Genomic DNA, 22,121 nt, shown 5'->3' with positions numbered 1-22,121 from the left:
TTAAAGAGGAATCAACATGAATAACAGTGCGCAGACACAACTGAAAATGGGCTACGTCTGGACAATCTGTCTGGTCGCCGCCTGCGGTGGATTACTGTTTGGCTACGACTGGGTGGTGATTGGCGGGGCCAAGCCCTTCTATGAAGCCTGGTTCTCGATTACCGACCCGGCGCAGTCCGGCTGGGCGATGAGTTCCGCCCTGGTGGGCTGTATCTTCGGGGCGTTGATCTCCGGCTGGTGTGCCGATAAATTTGGCCGCAAGCGTCCGCTTATCCTCTCGGCGGTGCTGTTCAGCGCCTCGGCGTGGGGCACGGCGGTGGCGAGCAGCTTTGACATGTTCGTAGTCTATCGCATCGTCGGCGGGGTCGGGATTGGCCTGGCCTCCGCCCTTAGCCCGCTCTATATCGCTGAAGTCAGCCCGGCGGAAAAGCGCGGTCGCTTCGTGGCCATTAACCAGCTGACCATTGTGGTGGGGGTGCTGGCGGCGCAGCTGATCAACCTGATGATTGCCGAGCCGGTAGCGCCAGGCGCCACCCAGGAGGCCATCGTTCAGACCTGGAACGGGCAGACCGGCTGGCGCTGGATGTTTGGCGCTGAGCTGGTGCCGGCCCTGGCATTTCTGGTGCTGATGTTCTTTGTCCCGGAATCGCCGCGCTGGCTAATGAAGGCGGGCAAGCCAGAGCGTGCCCGCGCCATGCTGGAGCGTATTGGCACCCCGGCGTACGCCAGTCAGACCTTAAAAGAGATCGCCCACACCCTGGAGAAAGACACCCAGAAGGTAGCGTTCTCCACGCTTCTGCAACCGCAGGTCAAACCGATTGTTATCATCGGCATCGTGCTGGCGATGTTCCAGCAGTGGTGCGGGATCAACGTGATCTTCAACTATGCCCAGGAGATCTTCGCCTCCGCCGGGTTTGATATCAACGACACCCTGAAATCGATCGTGGCGACCGGCATCATTAATCTGGTCTTTACCCTCGCCGCGCTGCCGCTGGTGGATAAGATTGGCCGCCGCAAGCTGATGCTGCTCGGCGCCTCAGGCTTAACCATTATCTACGTGCTGATTGCCAGCGCCTACGCCATGAACATCATGGGCTGGCCGGTGCTGCTGCTGGTGCTGGCGGCGATTGCCATCTACGCCGTGACGCTGGCGCCGGTCACCTGGGTGCTGCTGTCGGAGATCTTCCCCAACCGCGTGCGCGGCCTGGCGATGTCCGTGGGCACGCTGGCGCTGTGGATCGCCTGCTTCCTGTTAACCTACACCTTCCCACTGCTCAATGCCGGGCTGGGTGCGGCGGGGAGCTTCCTGCTCTACGGGGTGATTTGCGCGGCGGGCTATCTCTACATTCTGCGTAAAGTGCCGGAGACCAAAGGCGTGACGCTGGAGGCGCTGGAGGCACAGCTGGAAAAACAGCACGGCAAGGTTGCCTCCGCAAATCATGCTGAGCGCGTGCACTAATGGAAACGCTGTTGATTGAAAATGCGCATCTACGGATGCGCGTCAACCCGCAGGGCGGCGGGTTACAGGAACTCTTTTCCCTGACCTGCGGGCAGCCGGTATTATGGGACGGCGGCGACAGCGCGCTGTTTCCGATGGTGCCGCTGGCAAACCGGGTGGCGGGGAATCGCTTCCGGTTTCAGGGGCGGGAGGTGGTGCTGCCGCAAAGTCCGGTTGATGAGCGCTTCTTCCTGCACGGTGATGGCTGGCAGTCGCGCTGGCAGATAGCTTCGCATTCCGACACGGCGTGCGTCCTCACCTTGCGCAGCCAGCATCAGTGCGGTTTTGATTATCAGGCCGGGTTGCGCTACCAGTTGCGCGGGAACGTTCTGCGGGCGGAGCTGACGCTCACCCATCTTGGTCAGGCGCCAATGCTGTACGGCCTGGGCTTTCACCCGTGGTTCTGTTTTGATGCGCAAAGCCGCCTGCGCTTCTCCGCCAGCGGCTACTGGCCAGAAGGTGAACACCATTTACCGCAAGCCTGGCAGAGCGATATCCCGGCGGATATCGATTTCTGCACGCCGCGCCATGGCGGCGATCGCTGGCTGAACGTCGGCTATTCCGGCTGGAACGGGGTGGCGACGCTGGAACATGATGTGATGAATATCACAATTACAGCGCAAACTCCGTGGCTGATGCTGTTCAGAATGTCGGGGCAATCGTTCTTATGCCTTGAGCCCCAGAGCCATCCGGTCAATGCCCACCATATGGCCGGGCAGCCTGGCCTGGTGGCGTTAGGCCGGGGAGAAAGCAGCCATTTTGCGATGGAAATTGCCGTCGAAAAGGCGCTCTGAAACTGTTAAACCGCGGTTAATACTCCCTTGCGCCAGCCCGTTTTTGCCGCCAGACTATCGCCTCCAAAACGGGAGGGATTCATGGTTTTGCATTCCACACGCTGGCTGGCGCTCAGCTACTTCACCTACTTTTTTAGCTACGGTATTTTTCTGCCTTTCTGGAGCGTCTGGCTCAAGGGGATTGGCCTTACGCCGGAGATGATTGGCCTTCTGCTGGGCTCGGGCCTGGTGGCCCGTTTTCTCGGTAGCCTGCTTATTGCGCCGCGCGTCAGCGATCCCTCCCTGTTAATCAAAGCCGTACGCGTGCTGGCGCTGCTCACCCTGGTGTTTATGGCCGGCTTCTGGGTCAGCCAGCAGTTTGCCTGGCTGATGGTGGTGATGGTGGGCTTTAACCTCTTCTTCTCGCCGCTGGTTCCGCTGACCGACGCTCTCGCCAATACCTGGCAAAAGCAGATCACTATGGACTATGGCCGGGTGCGGCTGTGGGGCTCGATTGCCTTTGTGATTGGCTCGGCGCTGGTGGGCAAACTGGTGAGCCTTTACGACTATCGCGCGATTCTGGCGCTGCTGAGCGTGGGGATCCTGTCGATGCTGCTCGGCATGCTGTTACGCCCGTCGGTGATGCCGCAGGGGGAGAGCCGTCAGCAGGAGAGCGCAGGCTGGCCCGCCTGGCGATCGCTTGTCGCCCAGAGCTGGCGTTTTCTGGCCTGCGTCTGTCTGCTGCAGGGGGCGCACGCCGCCTACTATGGCTTCAGCGCTATCTACTGGCAGGGAGCTGGGTATTCGGCCTCCGCTGTCGGCTATCTCTGGTCGCTGGGCGTGGTGGCGGAAGTGATCATCTTCGCCCTCAGCAACAAACTGTTTCGCCGCTTTAGCGCCCGGGACCTGCTGCTGTTATCGGCTGTCTGCGGGATTGTACGCTGGGGTCTGATGGGCTGGACCACGGCGCTGCCGTGGCTGATTGTGGCGCAGATCCTGCACTGCGGCACCTTTACGGTGTGCCACCTGGCGGCGATGCGCTATATCGCGGCGCGAGAAGGCAGCGACGTGATCCGCCTGCAGGCGGTCTACTCCGCCGTGGCGATGGGGGGCAGTATTGCCATCATGACCGTGTTTGCCGGTTTCCTTTACCAGCATCTGGGTCACGGGGTCTTCTGGGTGATGGCGCTGGTGGCGCTGCCCGCGGTTCTCCTGCGTCCGCGCGTGGCAGCGCACTAAGTTTCCAGCATGGCGCGAATATGTTCCTGCTGCTGCGCATTCAACGCCTCGACGGCATGGATGAGCGGCGGCGAGAACAGCGGCAGGGCGGTGGTGTAAGGTGTGACCACCAGGGCCGCTTCGCGCGGGGCACCATCCTTTTGAAAAGACTGTAACGTCACATAGCGAATGTTCAGTGGCAGCAGGGTCAGTTCCCGGAGCTGCTGTTCAATCAGCTCCTCGCACGCTTTATCCTCACCGGTCAGTAACACCACCTGCTTTTCATGCAGATCGGTCTCCTGCATCAGCCAGGCGCCAAAGATCACCGCCACCAGGCTCGCCTCCTCCTCGGAGAAACGCAGGCCGAATTCGGACTCCAGCTCAAACAGCACCTCCCGGGTGGTACGCATCAGGCGCGGATAGAGGCGGTGGATCTCCTCCGGCAGGCTGTTGTCGATGCCAATGCCAAACAGTGAGCGGTCCAGCGCCTGGGCAAGGTGGATATAGAGCTGAGCGGTCAGTCCCTGCTCGTCACTGAAATGCATTCCCGTTTGCCCGCGGAAGCGGTCGATCATCCGGGTAATGGCGCGGCGCAGGCGCTCATCTTCCTGGTGCGCATCGCGCAGCGGATCGGGGGTACGCAACATCATAAACAGCAGAGCCAGAAACAGCTGTTCATCCGCGTGGGGAACCTGCACCACGCGGCGCTGCCAGTGGCGTACAATCTCCTGCGCCATCAGATATTCGTTACGCGACTGGGTCCAGTTACGCTGAACCACAGTAAACTGCGGCGTCTGGCCCAGATGGTGCTGGAGCAGGCAGTATTGCAGGTAGAGCTGTAAAAACTGCGCGTCACGGAATTCAAACTGCCGTTGCAGGCGGCGGGAGCAGAAATTGACCAGCGCCTGCAGGTTAGTGTCGTCATATAACGTGCGGGCGATGCCGAGCTGCTTTAGCGCGATCTTCAGAGATGGGGTAAACTGCTGCGCGATGAAGTGGGGGCAGAGGCGTAACGCCCGGCGCAACCAGTGCAGCAGGCATAAGCGTTGATTAAGGTGGCTACCTTCCAGCAGGTAGCAGCCATCATGCTGTGTCGCAATGTCGAGCTGGTGATAGCGCTGGATCTCCATGCGCATCTCGTCGATATCCTGCCGGCAGAGGGCATCATCGACACCATTGATTTCACCGATGCTTTGCAGAGTGGCGCGAAAGCCTGGCACATAGAGCATCAACAGAACCTGGCAACGGCGCTGCGAACTGGAAAGTGCAGATGGCATTTCGAGAGTCGTCATCATCTGTCGGGTTCCAGTTAGGGTGTTTGATAAGAATAGCTAAAGGATGTACGCCATAGCACGGGATGCCGGGCTTTCCTTCAGGAATGCGGGTGAACATCACAGAATTTTTGACGTGAGGATGAGATGCAAATAGTTAAACGCAGCGCAACTGCGCTTTTTTTGGCGGTTTTGTCTTTTTCCGCCGTCGCGCACCCTCACAGCTTTATCACCCTGAAAACGCAAATCATGGTGAAGGATGAGCAGGTCACCGGCCTGAAAATGCGCTGGGTGATGGACGAGCTAACATCCGCCGATCTGCTTTATGATGCCGGGAACGCAAAGCCCGGGGATGAAATCTGGAAAAAACTGGCGGCGGAGGTCATGGCTAACGTGCTCGGCCAGCACTACTTTACCGAGTTCTGGCATAACGGGGAAAAGGTGAAATTTCTTAATCGCCCCACTCAGTACGGTATGAGCCGCGTGGATCACCAGGCGGTGCTGACCTTTATTCTGCCGCTGGCGGAGCCCCAGCCGCTGGCCGGACAAAAGTACACCTTCTCGACCTTCGATCCCTCTTATTATGTCGACATGAGCTATGCCGAGGATAATGACGTGACGCTGCCTGACGGCCTGAAAAGTCAATGCGCCCTTACTATCGATACCCCGGAGCCCAGCGACGAGACGCTCAACTTTGCCAGCTCGCTGGATAAAGACGATGCCCCGCCGGAAGATATGAATCTCGGCAAACAGTTTGCCCAGACGGTGACCTTACAATGTCAGTAATGCGCGCGCGACGTGGGTGGGAGCTCTGGCCGCTGGGGCTGTTCCTCGTTGTGGCAGCGGCGGGGGCCGTGTGGTTATGGCAGGCGTGGCCGCAGGTGATGCGTCAGAGCATTCTCTGGCAGCGGGATGTCAACCAGCAGATGAGCGGTTTGCTGAAAGCGGTGGCCGACAACCCGACGGCAGCAGGCGGAACACTGCTGATCTTCAGCTTCCTCTATGGCGTGCTGCACGCGCTGGGGCCGGGGCATGGCAAAATTGTGATCACCACCTGGCTTGCCACCCACCCCTCAAAACTGAAATCGAGCATCGGCTTAACCCTGGCCTCCTCTTTATTACAGGGGGGCGTGGCGATCGCCCTGGTGGTGGGGGTATTAATGCTGCTGCGGCTCCCGGCGCGGGATCTGCACATGAGCAGCTTCTGGCTGGAGAAGGGCAGCTACGCCCTGGTGGGCGTGCTGGGGATTATGCTCTGCTGGCGGGCGCTGAAAAAACTGCGCGCCTTGCTGCGCAAACCGACCTTTAAAGCCTTTACCCCACACCACGTCCACGACGCAAACTGCGGCTGCGGCCATCAACATCTGCCTACGCCGGGACAGATGCAGGGCGCGGATGACTGGCGGGCGCGGCTGATGATTATTCTATCGATGGGGATGCGGCCCTGTTCCGGGGCTATTATGGTGCTGCTGTTCAGTAAGGTGATCGGCGTATTCAGCTGGGGTGTGGCCTCGGCGCTGGCGATGGCGGCAGGAACGGGGTTAACCATCTCTTCGCTGGCACTGCTGGTGCACGGCTTTCGTCATCTGGCGGTCAGGCTCAGCGGCAATAAAACGCCGGTGCTGTGGCGACAGGTCGGATGGACGACGCTGGCATTAGCGGGCGGTGTGGTGTTGCTGGTGGCGGCGGTCATCATGTGGCTGAGCGCGGTGCCGGTGGGCAGGGGGCTGAGGCCGTTTTAATCGTCCCTGCCGGGCAAAAATCCCAAAATGGCGGGACATGATTGCCGCTTCGACAGGGATGTTTTAGTTTGCAGCTTTGCTTTGGGGTCATGACAAGGAGTCACGATGACCGATCATAATGCTTCTCTTTCAACACGCTATCTCTGGTTCGCCGCCGGGTCCGGCCTGCTGCTCGGCCTGGTTATCGTCTTCTTCTGGCCCGAACTGGCAAGCTGGTGGCCTGAAGATCTTCCCCGCATCTATTCCATTTTCTATTTTCTTATCGGTATGGGGCAAACCAGCATCGACACGCTTCCGCTCGCGCTGTACGGCAAGCTGCTGGTGGCCGGTTTTGTGCTGGCGTTTCTGCATCCCGGCTACAGCAAAATACCACTCGTCGCCTGGATGCTGCATAACCAGCCTTCGGCCAGGCAATTTTTTGACTGGATAGTGCGCAGTTGGGTCCTGCAGTGCGGGTTTTTTGTCATTGTTTTCTGGCGCATCGGATTTACGCAGAATCTCTCCCACGAGGCATTGCTGCGCTTTGGCGCAGCGTTCAACTACGTCTGCTATTTCGCCACGCTGGTACTGGGCGTGTTACTGGTGCGCGATGCCCTGTGCTGGCGGAAAAGCGCTGAAAGTCCGCGCAGCAATATTCGCCTGCCGCTTATTTTCGCGCTGAGCTTCTATATGCCGTCACAGATCGTATGGCTACTGCTGGGCGCGCGGGAGTATGATTTGATCCTGACAGGATGGCTATTGTTTGTGCCCGTCATGATTGGCGTGCTGTTAGCCAGACTGGCGACGGGCGGTATCGCCTGTTTGCTGCATCAGTGGCTGGGGGAGGCGCGGTGTCAAAAAGGGTGGCGGTATTTTGCGCTGTTTAACGGCATGGTGGTGCTGGTGATGGTCACCAATACCTTCATTCGTATTCTGCTGTCACTGCTGAATTAATCGTTAATGGCCTGAGGGCGGGGCGGGGCAGGAAAAGAGGCGGGTGAAGGATCTTCACCCGCCCGCTGAGATTAACGCTTCAGCGCTTCGCTCAGTTCGTCACGCATGTTCGCCAGCATCGCTTTCACAACGCGTGGGTTACCCGCAACGATGTTGCCGGACAGCATGTAGTTGTGCCCACCGGTGAAATCGCACACCAGCGCGCCCGCTTCACGCGCGATCAGTTCGCCAGCGGCGAAGTCCCACGGCTTGAGGCCAATCTCGAAGTAACCATCAACGCGGCCAGCGGCAACGTAGGCCAGGTCCAGCGCAGCGGAACCGGTGCGGCGGAAGTCGGCGCACTCGGTGAACAGTTTGCCCAGAATTTTCATGTACGCAGGGGCGTGCTGTTTGGCTTTGAACGGGAAGCCGGTCGCCAGGATGGTGCCGTCGAGGTCGCGAGCGTTGGTGCCGCGCAGACGGTAGCCGTTCAGCTGTGCGCCCTGACCGCGGGTGGCGGTGAAGAGTTCGTTACGCATTGGATCGTAAACCACGGCCACTTCGGTACGGCCTTTGATGCGTACGGCGATAGAAACAGCGAAGTGTGGGAGACGTTTAACGAAGTTGGTGGTGCCATCCAGTGGATCGATAACCCATTGAACATCCTGATCTTCGCCTGCATGCTCACCGCTTTCTTCGGTGATGATGGTGTGCTGCGGGTAAGATTTGCGAATGGTGTCGATAATTACAGCTTCTGCCGCTTTATCAACGTTGGTCACAAAGTCATTGCTGCCTTTCTGGCTGGTTTCTACGGAATCAGGTGTTTCGTAGTGTTTGGCAATTACATTACCCGCCTTGCGCGCTGCGCGCACGGCGATGGTCAACATTGGATGTTGCATCGGTTACTCTCACTGGATGTTAAAGAACGGGGAAACGAAAACGGCGCAGAGTATAGCAGCGGGATCGGCATATGTCTTCCGTTTATGATAACATCATCGAATATTCTCCATACTCAGAAAAATTATGCTGCAAAATATCCGAATCGTGCTGGTCGAAACATCGCATACCGGCAACATGGGCTCCGTGGCCCGCGCTATGAAAACCATGGGCTTAACCAATCTCTGGCTGGTTAACCCGCTGGTCAAACCCGACTCCCAGGCCATTGCCCTCGCGGCAGGCGCCAGCGACGTGATTGGCAATGCCCAGATCGTCGACACCCTGGATGAGGCCTTAGCGGGTTGTAGCCTTGTGGTGGGCACCAGCGCGCGTTCCCGCACCCTGCCGTGGCCGATGCTCGACCCGCGTGAATGCGGGCTGAAAAGCATCAGCGAAGGCCAGCATGCGCCGGTGGCGCTGGTGTTTGGCCGCGAGCGCGTGGGGCTGACCAACGATGAGCTGCAGAAGTGCCACTATCACGTTGCCATTGCCGCCAACCCGGAGTACAGCTCGCTGAACCTGGCGATGGCTGTGCAGGTTATCGCCTATGAGGTGCGTATGGCCTGGCTGGCGACCCAAGAAAAAGGTGTTCCGGCCGCGCAGGAAGAGACGCCTTATCCGCTGGTGGACGATCTGGAGCGGTTCTACGGCCATCTGGAGCAGACCCTGCTCGCTACCGGCTTTATCCGCGCCGGTCATCCGGGTCAGGTGATGAACCGTCTGCGCCGCCTCTTTACTCGCGCCCGTCCGGAGAGCCAGGAGCTGAACATCCTGCGCGGTATCCTGGCGTCGATTGAGCAGAAGAATAAAGAGTAGTGCGGTGTGGCGCCGGGTGGCGCTGCGCTTACCCGGCCTACGAAACCCGCAGGCCCATACAAGCGAAGCGCCACCCGGCAAAAACAGATGAACGCACAGAAGGTTAAATACCTGACTAAATCAGTCAAGTAAATAGTTGACCATTTTAGTCAGGAATGTCAGACTTGGCCCTGCTATGCAATACCCCCACTTTACAATAAAAAACCCCGGGCAGGGGCGAGTTTGAGGTTAAGTAAGACATGAGACTGACATCTAAAGGGCGTTATGCCGTGACCGCGATGCTGGACGTTGCGCTCAACTCCGAAGCGGGCCCGGTTCCATTGGCTGATATTTCTGAACGTCAGGGAATCTCCCTCTCTTATCTGGAACAGCTTTTTTCCCGACTGCGTAAAAATGGCCTGGTTTCCAGCGTTCGCGGTCCTGGCGGTGGTTATCTGTTAGGTAAAGACGCGGGCAGTATTGCGGTTGGTGAAGTGATTAGCGCAGTTGACGAATCCGTCGACGCGACCCGTTGCCAGGGTAAAGGCGGCTGTCAGGGCGGCGACAAATGCCTGACGCACGCGCTGTGGCGCGATCTGAGCGACCGTCTGACCGGTTTCCTGAACAATATCACCCTCGGTGAGCTGGTAAATAACCAGGAAGTTCTGGACGTATCAGGCCGTCAGCACAGCCACGATTCCCATCGTAATACCCGCGCGCAGGACGCTATCGACGTCAAATTACGCGCGTAATAAAAAGATAAGTATTTCAGAATCAGGCCGGGGCGTAACGCCCCGCGTACTCGGTCGTACATCCAGCCGGTTGCCTGATTCCTTGCATTGAAGCGATGTACGGAGTTTATAGAGCAATGAAATTACCGATTTATCTCGACTACTCCGCAACCACGCCGGTGGACCCGCGTGTTGCCGAGAAAATGATGCAGTGTCTGACCCTGGACGGAAACTTTGGTAACCCAGCTTCCCGTTCACACCGTTTTGGCTGGCATGCTGAAGAGGCGGTCGATATCGCCCGTAATCAGATTGCCGAGCTGGTTGGTGCCGACCCGCGTGAAATTGTTTTCACCTCTGGCGCAACCGAATCCGATAACCTGGCGATTAAAGGTGCGGCTAATTTCTACCAGAAAAAAGGCAAGCACATCATCACCAGCAAAACTGAACACAAAGCCGTGCTGGATACCTGCCGTCAGCTGGAGCGTGAAGGGTTTGAAGTAACCTACCTCGCCCCGCAGCGCAACGGTATCATCGACCTGAAAGAGCTCGAAGCGGCAATGCGTGACGACACCATTCTGGTCTCCATCATGCACGTTAACAACGAAATCGGCGTGGTGCAGGATATCGCGACAATCGGCGAGCTGTGCCGTGCGCGCGGCATTATCTATCACGTGGATGCGACCCAGAGCGTGGGCAAACTGCCTATCGATCTGAGCCAGCTGAAAGTGGATCTGATGTCCTTCTCCGGCCACAAAATCTATGGCCCGAAAGGTATCGGCGCGCTGTACGTGCGTCGTAAGCCACGTATCCGCATCGAATCCCAGATGCACGGCGGTGGTCACGAGCGCGGCATGCGTTCCGGTACGCTGCCTGTTCACCAGATCGTGGGCATGGGTGAAGCTTACCGTATCGCCAAAGAAGAGATGGAAACCGAGATGGCGCGCCTGCGTACGCTGCGCAACCGTCTGTGGGAAGGCGTGAAGGATATGGAAGAGGTCTACCTGAATGGCGATCTCGAGCAGGGCGCACCGAACATCCTCAACGTCAGCTTCAACTATGTTGAAGGCGAGTCGCTGATTATGGCCCTGAAAGACCTGGCCGTCTCTTCCGGTTCTGCGTGTACTTCCGCAAGCCTGGAGCCGTCCTACGTACTGCGTGCGCTGGGCATGACCGACGAACTGGCACACAGCTCTATCCGCTTCTCTTTAGGTCGTTTTACTACCGATGAAGAGATTGACTACACCATCCAACTGGTTCGCAACTCCATTGGCCGTCTGCGTGACCTTTCTCCACTGTGGGAAATGTACAAAGAAGGCGTGGATCTGAACAGCATTGAATGGTCACATCACTAATCGGTTTGTAAGGAGAATTCAGCATGGCATACAGCGAAAAAGTTATCGATCATTACGAGAATCCACGTAACGTGGGCTCCTTCGACAACAGCGACGATAGCGTGGGCAGCGGCATGGTGGGTGCACCAGCGTGTGGCGACGTGATGAAGTTGCAGATTAAAGTCAACAATGAAGGTATCATTGAAGACGCGCGCTTCAAGACCTACGGTTGCGGTTCCGCAATCGCGTCCAGCTCCCTGGTCACCGAGTGGGTGAAGGGCAAGTCTCTGGACGAAGCGCAGGCGATCAAAAATACCGATATTGCTGATGAACTCGAACTGCCGCCGGTGAAAATTCACTGCTCTATCCTGGCGGAAGATGCGATCAAAGCCGCAATTGCGGATTACAAAAGCAAACGTGAAGCAAAATAATTAGTTGAGGTTGTTATGTCGATTACCCTTAGCGACAGCGCTGCCGCGCGAGTAAGCGCCTTCCTGGCAAACCGTGGCAAAGGCTTTGGCCTGCGACTGGGTGTACGCACCTCCGGTTGTTCCGGTATGGCGTATGTACTGGAATTTGTTGACGAACCTGCGGCGGAAGATACCGTGTTCGAAGACAAAGGCGTGAAGGTGGTGGTCGATGGTAAAAGCCTGCAGTTCCTGAACGGCACTCAGCTGGACTTTGTTAAAGAAGGTCTTAACGAAGGGTTTAAATTCACCAACCCGAACGTGAAAGACGAGTGCGGCTGCGGCGAAAGCTTCCACGTATAATTGCGCATCACCTGTTAACCCCACCGCAGCCAGGCTGTGTGTGGGGTTTGCTTTAATCAGCTAACCCTGAGATTGTTATGGATTACTTCACCCTCTTTGGGTTACCAGCCGGGTATGAAATTGATACTCAGGCGCTGGCGGCCCGTTTCCAGGATCTGCAACGTCAGTATCATCCGGATAAATTCGCCAGCGGCACGCAGGCGGAACAGCTGGCGGCGGTGCAGCACTCTGCGACCATCAATCAGGCGTGGCAAACCCTGCGCAATCCGCTGAGCCGGGCAGAATATCTGCTTTCGCGCCACGGGTTTGATCTCTCCAGTGAGCAACACACCGTCCGCGACACCGCCTTCCTGATGGAACAGCTGGAGCTGCGCGAAGAGCTGGATGAGATCGAACAGGCCAAAGACGAAGCTCGTCTTGAGCGCTTAATCAAACGCGTAAAAGGGATGTTCGATACCCGCCATCAGCAGATGGTTGACCAATTGAATAACGAGACGTGGGATGTAGCGGCGGACAGCGTTCGCAAGCTGCGTTTTCTCGATAAACTGCGAAGCAGTGCTGAACAACTCGAAGAAAAGCTGCTCGATTTTTAATTTCGGAAGCAATTATGGCCTTATTACAAATTAGTGAGCCAGGTTTAAGTGCCGCACCGCACCAGCGTCGTCTGGCGGTGGGCATCGACTTAGGCACCACAAACTCGCTGGTGGCGACCGTGCGCAGCGGCCAGGCTGAGACGCTGGCGGATGCGCAGGGTCAACATCTGTTGCCTTCTGTGGTCCACTATCAGCCTCAGGGTCACAGCGTGGGCTTCGATGCCCGCGCCAATGCCGCGCAGGATCCTGCCAACACCATTAGCTCGGTAAAACGCATGATGGGCCGCTCGCTGGCGGATATCCAGAACCGTTATCCCCATCTGCCGTATCAGCTGCAGGCAAGTGAAAATGGCCTGCCGATGATCGCCACTGCCGCAGGGTTACTGAACCCGATCCGCGTCTCTGCCGATATCCTCAAGGCGCTGGCCGCCCGCGCGACCGCGACCCTTTCAGGCGAGCTGGATGGCGTGGTGATCACCGTTCCGGCCTATTTCGATGACGCCCAGCGTCAGGGCACCAAAGATGCCGCGCGTCTGGCGGGCCTGCATGTGCTGCGCCTGCTCAACGAGCCGACCGCGGCCGCCATTGCCTATGGCCTGGACTCCGGCCAGGAAGGGGTGATCGCGGTATTCGATCTCGGCGGCGGGACTTTTGATATCTCCATCCTGCGTCTGAGCCGCGGGGTGTTTGAAGTGCTGGCGACCGGCGGCGACTCTGCCCTCGGCGGCGACGACTTCGACCATCTGCTGGCGGATCACATCCGCGAGCAGGCGGGGATTGCCGATCGCAGCGACCTGCGTGTCCAGCGCGAGCTGCTGGATGCGGCCATTGCCGCTAAAATCGCCCTCAGCGATGCCTCCTCCGTTACCGTTGAGGTGGCGGGCTGGAAAGGCGACATCAGCCGCGAGCAGTTCAATGAACTGATTGCCCCGCTGGTGAAACGCACCCTGCTGGCCTGTCGCCGCGCGCTGAAAGATGCGGGCGTGGAAGCCGAAGAGGTGCTGGAGGTGGTGATGGTTGGCGGTTCAACCCGTGTGCCGCTGGTGCGTGAGCGCGTGGGCGAGTTCTTTGGCCGCACGCCATTAACCTCTATCGATCCGGATAAAGTGGTCGCCATCGGTGCCGCTATCCAGGCCGATATTCTGGTCGGCAACAAGCCGGACAGCGAAATGCTGCTGCTGGACGTCATCCCGCTCTCCCTCGGGTTAGAAACCATGGGCGGCCTGGTGGAGAAAGTGATCCCGCGTAACACCACCATTCCGGTGGCCCGCGCGCAGGAGTTCACCACCTTTAAAGATGGCCAGACTGCAATGTCCATCCACGTGCTGCAGGGTGAGCGCGAGCTGGTTCAGGACTGCCGTTCGCTGGCGCGTTTCGCCTTGCGCGGCATTCCGGCGCTGCCAGCGGGCGGGGCGCACATCCGCGTCACCTTCCAGGTGGATGCGGACGGCCTGCTGAGCGTCACGGCGATGGAAAAATCGACCGGTGTCGAATCCTCCATTCAGGTGAAACCGTCTTACGGTCTGACCGATAATGAGATCGCCACCATGATTCAGGACTCAATGAGTTTTGCTGAGCAGGATGTGAAGGCGCGTATGCTGGCCGAACAGAAAGTCGAAGCCGCACGCGTGCTGGAAAGCCTGAACAGCGCACTCACTGCTGATGCCGCGCTGCTAAGCGCCGCTGAACGTCAGGCCATTGACGATGCCGTCGCACAGTTGATTGCGGTGGCCGAAGGCAATGACGCTGACGCCATAGAACAAGCGATTAAAAACGTTGATAAACAAACCCAGGAGTTTGCCGCTCGTCGTATGGACCAGTCTGTCCGTACCGCGCTGAAAGGCCACTCCGTGGACGAGGTTTAATATGCCAAAGATTGTTTTTCTGCCACATGCGGACCTCTGTCCGGATGGCGCAGTTCTGGAAGCTGAGACCGGCGAAACCATCCTTAACGTTGCCCTGCGTAACGGTATTGAAGTGGAACACGCCTGTGAAAAATCCTGTGCCTGCACAACCTGCCACTGCATCGTCCGCGAGGGGTTTGACTCCCTGGCGGAGAGCACAGAAGATGAAGACGACATGCTGGATAAAGCATGGGGTCTGGAGCCGGAAAGCCGCCTGAGCTGTCAGGCGCGCGTCACCGATGAAGATCTGGTGGTCGAACTTCCGCGTTATACGCTTAACCACGCACGCGAGCATTAATATGGGACTGAAGTGGACAGACAGCCGTGAAATCGGCGAGGCGCTGTACGACGCCAACCCGGATCTTGATCCGAAGACCGTACGCTTCACCGATATGCATCAGTGGATTTGCGATCTGGAAGAGTTTGACGACGATCCCAACGCATCCAATGAAAAAATTCTGGAGGCGATTCTGTTAGTCTGGCTGGACGAAGCAGAATAAAAACGTAACGGGCTGCCTTCAGGCGGCCCGTTTGCTTGTTGCTCATAAGGAAAAATAAAATGACCGAAGCGATGAAGATTACGCTCTCTACTCAGCCTGCCGATGCGCGCTGGGGTGAAAAAGCCACTTACAGCATCAACAACGACGGTATTACCCTGCACCTGAACGGCAGCGACGATTTAGGCCTGATCCAGCGCGCGGCGCGTAAAATTGACGGCCTGGGCATTAAACATGTGTTACTCGACGGCGAAGGCTGGGACACCGATCGTAGCTGGGCCTTCTGGGCCGGTTATAAAGGGCCAAAAGGCAGCCGTAAAATTGAGTGGGCAAGCCTTGACGAAGCTGGCAAGAGCGAGCTGGAAAGCCGTCTGACCATTATCGACTGGGTGCGCGACACCATCAACGCCCCGGCGGAAGAGCTGGGTCCGGAGCAGCTGGCGCAGCGCGCCGTCGATCTGCTGAGCAAGGTGGCGGGCGACAACGTCTCTTACCGCATCACCAAAGGCGAAGATCTGCGCGAGCAGAACTATATGGGCATCCACACCGTGGGTCGCGGCTCTGAGCGCCCGCCGGTGCTGCTGGCGCTGGACTACAACCCAACCGGCGATAAAGCGGCCCCGGTATTCGCCTGCCTGGTCGGGAAGGGCATTACCTTTGATACCGGCGGCTACAGCCTGAAGCAGAGCGCGTTCATGGACTCTATGAAGTCGGACATGGGCGGCGCGGCGACCATCACCGGTGCGCTGGCGTTCGCCATCACCCGCGGCCTGAACAAACGCGTGAAGCTCTACCTTTGCTGCGCCGACAACATGGTCAGCGGTAACGCCTTCAAGCTCGGCGATATCATTCGCTACCGCAACGGCAAAAACGTCGAAGTGATGAACACCGACGCCGAAGGCCGTCTGGTGCTGGCGGATGGGCTGATCGATGCCTCGGCGCAAAAACCAGAGCTGATTATCGACATGGCGACCCTGACCGGGGCGGCGAAAACCGCGCTGGGCAACGACTACCACGCGCTGTTCAGCTTCGACGATAAGCTGGCAAACCGCCTGCTGGCGAGCGCCGCCGCCGAGAACGAGCCGTTCTGGCGTCTGCCGCTGGCCGAGTTCCACCGCAGCCAGCTGCCGTCGAACTTTGCCGAGCTGAACAACACCGCCAGCGCGGCCTATCCGGCAGGGGCAAGCACCGCCGCCGGTTTCCTGTCGCACTTTGTCGAGAACTATCGCGAAGGCTGGCTGCACATCGACTGCTCCGCGACCTACCGTAAAGCGGCGGTTGAACAGTGGTCCGCGGGCGCGACCGGTCTGGGCGTGCGTACCATTGCGAACCTGCTGACGGCAGAGTAATTAGCTTGCCCGGCGGCGCTGCGCTTGCACGGGCCTACGGGTGTTGTAGGCCGGGTAAGCAAAGCGCCACCCGGCGTTTTTTGAAGTAGTGAAACTATGTCAGAAACCAAAAACGAATTAGAAACCCTGCTGGAGAAAGCGGCCACTGAGCCTGCCCATCGTCCGGCATTCTTCCGCACGCTGCTGGAGTCCACCGTCTGGGTGCCCGGTACGGCGGCGGAAGGCGAGCAGGTTGTTGAGGACAGCGCCCTGGATCTGCTGCACTGGGAAAAAGACGACGGCACCTCGGTGATCCCGTTCTTCTCCTCCCTTGAGGCCTTACAGCAGGCCGTTGAAGATGAGCAGGCGTTCGTGGTGATGCCGGTGCGCACCCTGTTTGAGATGACGCTTGGCGAAACCCTGTTTCTGAATGCCAAACTCCCGACCGGAAAAGAGTTCACCCCGCGCGAGATCAGCCATCTGATCGGCGAAGAGGGCAACCCGCTTAGCACTCAGGAAGTGCTGGAGGGCGGCGAGTCGCTGCTGCTGTCGGAAGTGGCCGAGCCACCGGCGCAGATGATCGACTCCCTGACCACCCTTTTCCAGACCCTCAAGCCGGTCAAGCGCGCGTTTCTCTGCTCCATCAAAGAGCAGGCTGACGAACAGCCGGTACTGCTGATTGGTATCGAGGCGGATGGTGAGATCGACGACATCATTCAGGCCGCGGGCAGCGTGGCGACCGACACCCTGCCGGGCGACGAGCCGATCGATATTTGCCGGGTAGTGGCGGGGGAGAAGGGCATCAGCCACTTTATCACCGAGCACATCACGCCATTCTATGAGCGCCGCTGGGGTGGCTTCCTGCGCGATTTCAAAAACAACCGTATTATCTGAGCCCGTACGGGGTGGGTTCTCACCCCGTTGCTTCCAGCAGCAGTAAATCCATCAGCAGCACCAGGTTCGACTCAAACGACGTTACCCCTGCGGCTTCGGCGGCGAAATGCACCGCTTCGTCGTACAAAGCAAAATGCAGATCCGCCATCCCCGCCAGGCTATTCGCCGACGCGCGGGTAAAAGCCACCACCGTCATCCCCACGTTCTGCGCGATCCGCGCTTTATCCAGAACCTGTTCCGTTTCCCCGCTGCGCGAGACCGCGATAAAGACCTGATAGCGCGAGGCGTTGCTGAGAAAGATATTACGGCTGTCGCCCGGGCCGGAGATAAAGGCCGTCTTGCCCAGCACCTGCAATTTTTTGGTCAGGTACTCGGCAAAAAGATAGGAAAAGCCCGCCCCGTAGAGAAAGAAGCTCTCTTTTTCCCGCAGCAGTTCGGCAAAATAGTGGCGCTTTTGCGCCGTCGCCCACTGAAAGGTCTGCTGATAGTTGGCGATAAACTGATTGAAAAGCGCGGGCAGCTCCGCAGGCTGACGGCTTTCGGCGGCAATGTGCGGCGTGTCGCTCAACAGCTGCTTGCAGTGCCAGATGAACTCACTAAAGCCGCTAAACCCCAGCTTGCGGCAGAGGCGCATAATGGTGGCGGTCGAGACAAAGGTCGCCTGCGCCAGCTCCCGCACCGTGATCTGGCCCACCAGCAGTGGATGCCCGGTCAGATGGGCCAGCACGCGATATTCCGCGCGGGTCAGGGTCTCCCCGCGCGATAACAATGTCGCCAGGCGGTTATCCATTACTGCGCGGGTTCAACCGGCAGATCGTCCCGGGCACCCCATTCACTCCACGCCCCGTCGTAGAGCGTCACGTCGGTTTTGCCGAGGGTCGCCAGCGCCAGGATCACCACACAGGCGGTGACGCCCGAGCCGCAGCTGGCGACGACTGGCTGATGCAGATCCACACCCTGACGGGCAAAAATCTCACGTAGCTCATCGGTGGTTTTCAGCTCGCCTTCAAACACCAGATCGCCCCAGGGCACGTTACGTGCGCCAGGGATATGGCCGCGCTTAAGGCCAGGGCGCGGCTCGTCGGCCTCGGCGTTAAAGCGTGGGGCAGGGCGGGCATCGACAATCTGCGCGGTCTGTTCGTGGCTGGCCAGCAGCACGTCGGTGACGCGCTTGATCGCCCCGGCGTCGAAGGTGGCTTCAAAGTCGCTGTCCGGCAGGGAGACATCGCCCTGCTGGAGCGGGAGCTCCGCCCGCTGCCAGCCCGCAAGACCGCCCGCCAGAATCGACACCTTTTCCACGCCGAAGGTTTTCAACATCCACCAGGCACGCGGCGCGGAGAAGAGATTCCCTTCATCATAAATCACCAGATGCTTGTCGTGGCTGACGCCCAGCTCGCGCATGGCTACCGCAAAGGCTTCCGGACGCGGCATCATGTGCGGCAGGGGAGAGGTGTGATCGGAGAGGGCTTCAATATCAAAAAATACCGCCCCCGGCAGATGCCCGGCGCGGTATTCCGCGGGAATGTCACGATGCTCCTGCCCTGGCGGCGCCATGCGCGCGTCGAGGATCTGGACTTCAGGATCGTCACTGTGCTCAATCAGCCAGTCGGCTGCGACAAAATATGAGGTGGACATGGTTGCCTCCATAAATGAATCCAATAATGGATTGTCGGTGTTTTTTCTGACACCGACAAGGGAACCACGTTCAACTCGCGAGCAAGCCCTTATTTTTTCACCGCTTCTCCGTCCTGCCACGCTTTCTGCAATGCAGGCCAGTATTCACGGTTAGCTTCGATCATCTCGTCCAGAATGGCTTTGGCATGCTCCATGGTCGGCACGGTGCGGTTCAGGGTGAACGCCTGCAACGCTTTCTCGTAGCTGCCTTCGATGGTGGCCTCTACCAGCAGCTGCTCCGAGGCCAGCTGTTGTTGCAGCAGGGTCTGGTGGAACAGCGGCACCTGGCCGATGCGGATCGGCTCTGGCCCTTCGCTTGTGATATAGGCCGGCACTTCAACCATGGCGTCATACGGCAGGTTAGTAATCGCTCCGCGGTTTTCCACCATCACCAGATGGCGCTGACGCAGGTTAAACGCCAGTGAGCGGGCCACATCGACGATAAACTCGCCGTGTACCCCCACGTGGAACGCATCCGGCAGGATCCCGGTCTGTTTATACTCTTCCGCAGCCGCAAACAGCTTTTTCTCGCGACCGTTCATCACTTCGTTAGCGCGGGTATAGTCCGGGTTCTGGTGCTCCACGATCTGGTTTGGCATCAGGTAGTACTGCAGATAGGGGTTCGGCAGATACTCCGGGAAGTTATCCATGATCGGCTTGATGTTGCGCCAGGTTTTCACCCAGGACGGATCGGAGTGCTGCGGGTCGGTTTTAGCCGCATCTTCCGTCAGCAGGCCAAATCTGGCGACATGGCGACGCAGCTCCGGCAGTTTGTCCTCGCCATCCACCAGCACGCGGGTAAACCAGCCGAAGTGGTTCAGACCGAAGTAATCCACCTCCAGCTTGTGGCGATCCACGCCCAGAATGGCCCCCATATTGCGCATCGCCGCGACCGGCATATCGCAGATGTTCAGCACCCGGGCGTCAGGTCGCAGGCGGCGCACCCCTTCCGCAACGATGGCCGCCGGGTTGGAGTAGTTAACGATCCACGCTTTTTCATGCGCATAGCGCTCGACCATGTCGATCAGTTTAACCATCGGCAGGATCGTGCGTAAGCCATACGCCAGCCCGCCCGGGCCGCAGGTCTCCTGGCCGACCACGCCGTGACGCAGCGGGATCTTCTCATCCTGCTCGCGCATTTTGTACTGACCCACGCGCATCTGGGCGAAGATGAAATGGGCACCGCTGAAGGCCACTTCCGGGTCGCTGGTGACGGTGAATTTGATGCTCTGACTGTGATCGCGAATCACCTTCTCCACTACCGGCGCGATGGTATTCTGCCGCGCTTCATCGATGTCGTAGAGGCGAATTTCCGCCAGCGGGAATTTGTCCAGCTGCACCATCAGGCTTTTCACAATCCCTGGCGTATAGGTGCTACCGCCACCGGCGATAGAGAGAATGAATGGGGGTGTAATCATGTTTATCTCCTTCAGAGAACCGTCTCGACCGCTTCTCGCATTTTTTTGACATGCAGCCCGTAGACCACCTGAACGTTGTTACCTTGTTTGATAATGCCTTTCGCGCCCGTCGCCTTGAGCCGCGGTTCGTCGATGACGGCGACATCTTTCACCGTGACGCGCAGGCGGGTGTAGCAGTTATCCACTACCTCGATGTTTTCACGTCCGCCGAGGCCGACCACAATCGCCTCGCCCAGGCCATCATTGCTGCCTTTCGCCTGGTACTCCTGCTTGCTGTACAGACGGGTCTCCTGATCTTCCTCCTCGCGTCCCGGCGTTTTCATGCGGAAATGCAGGATCAGGAAGCGGAAGACAAGGAAGTAGACGGTGAACATGATCAGCCCGACCACGATGTACATCGGCCAGTTGGATTTCTCCGTGCCCAGCGGCAGGTTATAAAGAATGAAATCGATGATGCCATTGGCGCCGATGGCGTGAACGCCGAACAGGGAGAAGAGCATCATGCCGATCCCGGTCAGCACCGCATGCACCACAAACAGCAGCGGGGCGACAAACAGGAAGGAGAACTCGATGGGTTCGGTAACGCCTACCAGCAACGAAGTGAGCGCCGCCGGGATCAGAATCGCTTTCGCTGCGGCTTTACGCTCCGGTTTCGCGGTGACATACATCGCCAGCGCGGCGGCAGACAGGCCAAACATTTTGCTGATACCGCGAGCATCCCAGACCACGGTGCTGCTGAGCTGTTTCACCTCCGGGCAGGCCATCTCGGCGAAGTAGATATTACGCGCGCCCTGGTAGGTAGCGCCGCAGACCTCCTGGGTGCCGCCCAGTTCGGTATAGAGGAAGGGGGTATAAACCAGATGGTGCAGTCCGGTTGGCACCAGGATGCGCTCAAGGAAGCCGTAAATCGCCACCCCAAACGGTCCGGAACCTTTAATGGCTAAGGCCATCGTGCTGATCCCGTGCTGGGCAAACGGCCACAGCTCGCTCATCACCACCCCCAGTAACATCGAGACCGGCAGCATAATGATGGCGACAAAGCAGTGGCCGGAGTAGATCGCCATCGCGCCGTTAAACTGTACCCCGGAGTATTTGTTATACAGGTAGCCCGACAGCGCCCCGGTGAGGATCCCGGCAAACACGCCCATCTCCAGCACCTGCACCCCCAGCACCATGCTCTGTCCGGCGGCTTTCATCTGCTCCGCAGGGGCCAGCGCGCCCTGAAGATTCATGGTCACGTTCATGGCGTTGATAAACACCACAAAAGTGACCAGACCAATCAGCGCCGCGTAACCTTTGTCACGCGTCGCAAGGCCGATGGGGATCCCCACGGCGAACACCAGCGCGAGGTTAACCAGAACCGAGACGGCGGATTTTGAAATCAGCTGGCCGATGCTCTGGATCAGTGGATGACCAAGGAACGGCAGGTAGCCAGCAAGACCACCGTTACCCAGCACGTTTCCAAAGGCAATAAACAGACCGACAATCGGCAGGATAAGTACCGGTCCGTATAATGATTTTCCGAAATTTTGTAGGGCGTTCACGGCTCGTTTCATCACGTTCTCTCTTATTGAACCGCGCACTCAAGGTGCGTCTGAGAGTAAAACTAGCAGTGGGAACGCCTGTTTATCCATATATCTTCTTGTTTTAAAAACAAATGACGTTAAAGGTTACATGTAACCTTATGCGATGTGATCGCCGTAGCAGCAGAATTTTTAACGCTGATAATTATTTTGCGAGGCGCTGTCCGTAATTGGATTGAGTGCTTTTGTATTAATGAAACTTGCGGATAATACTTACCCCGACGACGACCAACAGGCCCGAGAGGCCAGGGAT

At 58.3% G+C, this 22,121-nt stretch carries 23 protein-coding genes; 17 read left to right on the top strand and 6 right to left on the bottom strand.

The window, feature by feature from the left end:
* The first annotated feature begins 16 nt into the window (after positions 1 to 16).
* From GNG26_RS16620 to GNG26_RS16610, 3 genes are all read left to right on the top strand, one after another.
* The gene (locus tag GNG26_RS16620) at positions 17 to 1,459 is read left to right on the top strand and encodes a sugar porter family MFS transporter (RefSeq protein ID WP_156239588.1); all 1,443 of its coding nucleotides are present in this window, start codon (positions 17 to 19) and stop codon (positions 1,457 to 1,459) included.
* Entirely contained in the window at positions 1,459 to 2,292 is an 834-nt protein-coding gene (locus tag GNG26_RS16615; RefSeq protein WP_156239586.1) for an aldose 1-epimerase, read from the top strand. The genes GNG26_RS16620 and GNG26_RS16615 overlap by 1 nt, the downstream gene beginning before the upstream one ends.
* 81 nt (positions 2,293 to 2,373) lie before the next feature.
* Positions 2,374 to 3,510, top strand: coding sequence for a 3-phenylpropionate MFS transporter (locus tag GNG26_RS16610; RefSeq protein ID WP_156239584.1), 1,137 nt, complete (start codon positions 2,374 to 2,376; stop codon positions 3,508 to 3,510).
* Here GNG26_RS16610 and csiE read toward each other — a convergent pair.
* Positions 3,507 to 4,784, bottom strand: coding sequence for a stationary phase inducible protein CsiE (csiE, locus tag GNG26_RS16605; RefSeq protein ID WP_156239582.1), 1,278 nt, complete (start codon positions 4,782 to 4,784; stop codon positions 3,507 to 3,509). The two genes, GNG26_RS16610 and csiE, sit on opposite strands and share 4 nt — an antisense overlap.
* A 123-nt stretch (positions 4,785 to 4,907) precedes the next feature.
* Between csiE and GNG26_RS16600 the strand changes: the two genes are divergently transcribed.
* The 3 genes from GNG26_RS16600 (at position 4,908) to GNG26_RS16590 (ending at position 7,435) form a co-directional block, all read left to right on the top strand.
* Positions 4,908 to 5,546 (top strand): DUF1007 family protein, encoded by a 639-nt coding sequence (locus GNG26_RS16600; protein WP_114314223.1) that lies wholly within the window; start codon positions 4,908 to 4,910, stop codon positions 5,544 to 5,546.
* Positions 5,537 to 6,502 (top strand): nickel/cobalt transporter, encoded by a 966-nt coding sequence (locus GNG26_RS16595; RefSeq protein WP_156239580.1) that lies wholly within the window; start codon positions 5,537 to 5,539, stop codon positions 6,500 to 6,502. Before GNG26_RS16600 ends, GNG26_RS16595 begins: the two co-directional genes overlap by 10 nt.
* Positions 6,503 to 6,607: 105 nt before the next feature.
* Positions 6,608 to 7,435 carry a hypothetical protein gene (locus tag GNG26_RS16590; protein WP_156239578.1) on the top strand — a complete coding sequence of 276 codons (828 nt, stop codon included), beginning with the start codon at positions 6,608 to 6,610 and terminating at the stop codon, positions 7,433 to 7,435.
* Between the two features lie 71 nt (positions 7,436 to 7,506).
* Here GNG26_RS16590 and suhB read toward each other — a convergent pair whose 3' ends face one another.
* On the bottom strand, positions 7,507 to 8,313 hold the full coding sequence (gene suhB / locus GNG26_RS16585; RefSeq protein WP_103824616.1) for an inositol-1-monophosphatase: 807 nt from the start codon (positions 8,311 to 8,313) through the stop codon (positions 7,507 to 7,509).
* A 124-nt stretch (positions 8,314 to 8,437) separates the two neighbouring features.
* On the opposite strand from suhB, the gene trmJ reads away from it, so the two are divergent.
* The 11 genes from trmJ to sseB all read left to right on the top strand — a co-directional run bounded on the left by trmJ (position 8,438) and on the right by sseB (position 17,193).
* Positions 8,438 to 9,166 carry a tRNA (cytosine(32)/uridine(32)-2'-O)-methyltransferase TrmJ gene (gene trmJ, locus GNG26_RS16580; RefSeq protein WP_103824617.1) on the top strand — a complete coding sequence of 243 codons (729 nt, stop codon included), beginning with the start codon at positions 8,438 to 8,440 and terminating at the stop codon, positions 9,164 to 9,166.
* Between the two features lie 239 nt (positions 9,167 to 9,405).
* Positions 9,406 to 9,897: a Fe-S cluster assembly transcriptional regulator IscR gene (gene iscR, locus GNG26_RS16575; RefSeq protein WP_103180723.1), complete on the top strand. Its 492-nt coding sequence runs from the start codon at positions 9,406 to 9,408 to the stop codon at positions 9,895 to 9,897.
* Between the two features lie 116 nt (positions 9,898 to 10,013).
* Positions 10,014 to 11,228 carry a cysteine desulfurase gene (iscS, locus tag GNG26_RS16570; RefSeq protein WP_103180722.1) on the top strand — a complete coding sequence of 405 codons (1,215 nt, stop codon included), beginning with the start codon at positions 10,014 to 10,016 and terminating at the stop codon, positions 11,226 to 11,228.
* A gap of 23 nt (positions 11,229 to 11,251) precedes the next feature.
* Complete coding sequence (iscU, locus tag GNG26_RS16565; protein ID WP_004866383.1) at positions 11,252 to 11,638, top strand: Fe-S cluster assembly scaffold IscU; 387 nt, start codon at positions 11,252 to 11,254, stop codon at positions 11,636 to 11,638.
* Between the two features lie 15 nt (positions 11,639 to 11,653).
* A complete protein-coding gene (gene iscA / locus GNG26_RS16560) occupies positions 11,654 to 11,977 on the top strand; it encodes an iron-sulfur cluster assembly protein IscA (protein WP_103180721.1) in 324 nt (107 codons plus the stop codon).
* Positions 11,978 to 12,054: 77 nt separating this feature from the next.
* On the top strand, positions 12,055 to 12,570 hold the full coding sequence (gene hscB / locus GNG26_RS16555) for a co-chaperone HscB (RefSeq protein ID WP_156239576.1): 516 nt from the start codon (positions 12,055 to 12,057) through the stop codon (positions 12,568 to 12,570).
* Between the two features lie 14 nt (positions 12,571 to 12,584).
* Positions 12,585 to 14,435, top strand: coding sequence for a Fe-S protein assembly chaperone HscA (gene hscA, locus GNG26_RS16550; protein ID WP_156239575.1), 1,851 nt, complete (start codon positions 12,585 to 12,587; stop codon positions 14,433 to 14,435).
* Between the two features lies 1 nt (position 14,436).
* Positions 14,437 to 14,772, top strand: coding sequence for an ISC system 2Fe-2S type ferredoxin (fdx, locus tag GNG26_RS16545; RefSeq protein ID WP_039029728.1), 336 nt, complete (start codon positions 14,437 to 14,439; stop codon positions 14,770 to 14,772).
* A gap of 1 nt (position 14,773) precedes the next feature.
* Entirely contained in the window at positions 14,774 to 14,974 is a 201-nt protein-coding gene (gene iscX, locus GNG26_RS16540) for a Fe-S cluster assembly protein IscX (protein WP_032613119.1), read from the top strand.
* A gap of 59 nt (positions 14,975 to 15,033) precedes the next feature.
* Positions 15,034 to 16,320: an aminopeptidase PepB gene (pepB, locus tag GNG26_RS16535; protein WP_156239573.1), complete on the top strand. Its 1,287-nt coding sequence runs from the start codon at positions 15,034 to 15,036 to the stop codon at positions 16,318 to 16,320.
* A 96-nt stretch (positions 16,321 to 16,416) separates the two neighbouring features.
* Positions 16,417 to 17,193: an enhanced serine sensitivity protein SseB gene (sseB, locus tag GNG26_RS16530; protein WP_156239571.1), complete on the top strand. Its 777-nt coding sequence runs from the start codon at positions 16,417 to 16,419 to the stop codon at positions 17,191 to 17,193.
* A 19-nt stretch (positions 17,194 to 17,212) separates the two neighbouring features.
* On the opposite strand, the gene GNG26_RS16525 is transcribed toward sseB, so the two are convergent.
* The 4 genes from GNG26_RS16525 to GNG26_RS16510 all read right to left on the bottom strand — a co-directional run bounded on the left by GNG26_RS16525 (position 17,213) and on the right by GNG26_RS16510 (position 21,841).
* Positions 17,213 to 17,983: a MurR/RpiR family transcriptional regulator gene (locus tag GNG26_RS16525; RefSeq protein WP_156239569.1), complete on the bottom strand. Its 771-nt coding sequence runs from the start codon at positions 17,981 to 17,983 to the stop codon at positions 17,213 to 17,215.
* Positions 17,983 to 18,828: a 3-mercaptopyruvate sulfurtransferase gene (sseA, locus tag GNG26_RS16520; RefSeq protein WP_114314231.1), complete on the bottom strand. Its 846-nt coding sequence runs from the start codon at positions 18,826 to 18,828 to the stop codon at positions 17,983 to 17,985. Before sseA ends, GNG26_RS16525 begins: the two co-directional genes overlap by 1 nt.
* Positions 18,829 to 18,917: 89 nt before the next feature.
* The gene (locus GNG26_RS16515; RefSeq protein ID WP_156239567.1) at positions 18,918 to 20,285 is read right to left on the bottom strand and encodes a 6-phospho-alpha-glucosidase; all 1,368 of its coding nucleotides are present in this window, start codon (positions 20,283 to 20,285) and stop codon (positions 18,918 to 18,920) included.
* Positions 20,286 to 20,296: 11 nt separating this feature from the next.
* Positions 20,297 to 21,841, bottom strand: coding sequence for a PTS transporter subunit EIIC (locus tag GNG26_RS16510; RefSeq protein ID WP_156239565.1), 1,545 nt, complete (start codon positions 21,839 to 21,841; stop codon positions 20,297 to 20,299).
* Positions 21,842 to 22,121 lie beyond the last annotated feature (280 nt).

The sequence above is a fragment of the Leclercia sp. J807 genome (assembly GCF_009734465.1).
Classification (GTDB): domain Bacteria; phylum Pseudomonadota; class Gammaproteobacteria; order Enterobacterales; family Enterobacteriaceae; genus Enterobacter.
This window is presented reverse-complemented; position numbering and strand designations above follow the sequence as displayed.

Bases quoted from the DNA above. Each gene is read 5' to 3' on its own strand.
- hscB (WP_156239576.1), top strand. From the start codon at position 12,055: ATGGATTACTTCACCCTCTTTGGGTTACCAGCCGGGTATGAAATTGAT.
- GNG26_RS16615 (WP_156239586.1), top strand. From the start codon at position 1,459: ATGGAAACGCTGTTGATTGAAAATGCGCATCTACGGATGCGCGTCAAC.
- iscS (WP_103180722.1), top strand. From the start codon at position 10,014: ATGAAATTACCGATTTATCTCGACTACTCCGCAACCACGCCGGTGGAC.
- GNG26_RS16595 (WP_156239580.1), top strand. From the start codon at position 5,537: ATGTCAGTAATGCGCGCGCGACGTGGGTGGGAGCTCTGGCCGCTGGGG.
- fdx (WP_039029728.1), top strand. From the start codon at position 14,437: ATGCCAAAGATTGTTTTTCTGCCACATGCGGACCTCTGTCCGGATGGC.
- GNG26_RS16610 (WP_156239584.1), top strand. From the start codon at position 2,374: ATGGTTTTGCATTCCACACGCTGGCTGGCGCTCAGCTACTTCACCTAC.
- trmJ (WP_103824617.1), top strand. From the start codon at position 8,438: ATGCTGCAAAATATCCGAATCGTGCTGGTCGAAACATCGCATACCGGC.
- iscX (WP_032613119.1), top strand. From the start codon at position 14,774: ATGGGACTGAAGTGGACAGACAGCCGTGAAATCGGCGAGGCGCTGTAC.
- GNG26_RS16510 (WP_156239565.1), bottom strand. From the start codon at position 21,841: ATGAAACGAGCCGTGAACGCCCTACAAAATTTCGGAAAATCATTATAC.
- iscA (WP_103180721.1), top strand. From the start codon at position 11,654: ATGTCGATTACCCTTAGCGACAGCGCTGCCGCGCGAGTAAGCGCCTTC.
- GNG26_RS16620 (WP_156239588.1), top strand. From the start codon at position 17: ATGAATAACAGTGCGCAGACACAACTGAAAATGGGCTACGTCTGGACA.
- suhB (WP_103824616.1), bottom strand. From the start codon at position 8,313: ATGCAACATCCAATGTTGACCATCGCCGTGCGCGCAGCGCGCAAGGCG.
- sseA (WP_114314231.1), bottom strand. From the start codon at position 18,828: ATGTCCACCTCATATTTTGTCGCAGCCGACTGGCTGATTGAGCACAGT.
- hscA (WP_156239575.1), top strand. From the start codon at position 12,585: ATGGCCTTATTACAAATTAGTGAGCCAGGTTTAAGTGCCGCACCGCAC.
- GNG26_RS16590 (WP_156239578.1), top strand. From the start codon at position 6,608: ATGACCGATCATAATGCTTCTCTTTCAACACGCTATCTCTGGTTCGCC.
- GNG26_RS16515 (WP_156239567.1), bottom strand. From the start codon at position 20,285: ATGATTACACCCCCATTCATTCTCTCTATCGCCGGTGGCGGTAGCACC.
- iscR (WP_103180723.1), top strand. From the start codon at position 9,406: ATGAGACTGACATCTAAAGGGCGTTATGCCGTGACCGCGATGCTGGAC.
- GNG26_RS16525 (WP_156239569.1), bottom strand. From the start codon at position 17,983: ATGGATAACCGCCTGGCGACATTGTTATCGCGCGGGGAGACCCTGACC.
- iscU (WP_004866383.1), top strand. From the start codon at position 11,252: ATGGCATACAGCGAAAAAGTTATCGATCATTACGAGAATCCACGTAAC.
- csiE (WP_156239582.1), bottom strand. From the start codon at position 4,784: ATGATGACGACTCTCGAAATGCCATCTGCACTTTCCAGTTCGCAGCGC.
- GNG26_RS16600 (WP_114314223.1), top strand. From the start codon at position 4,908: ATGCAAATAGTTAAACGCAGCGCAACTGCGCTTTTTTTGGCGGTTTTG.
- sseB (WP_156239571.1), top strand. From the start codon at position 16,417: ATGTCAGAAACCAAAAACGAATTAGAAACCCTGCTGGAGAAAGCGGCC.
- pepB (WP_156239573.1), top strand. From the start codon at position 15,034: ATGACCGAAGCGATGAAGATTACGCTCTCTACTCAGCCTGCCGATGCG.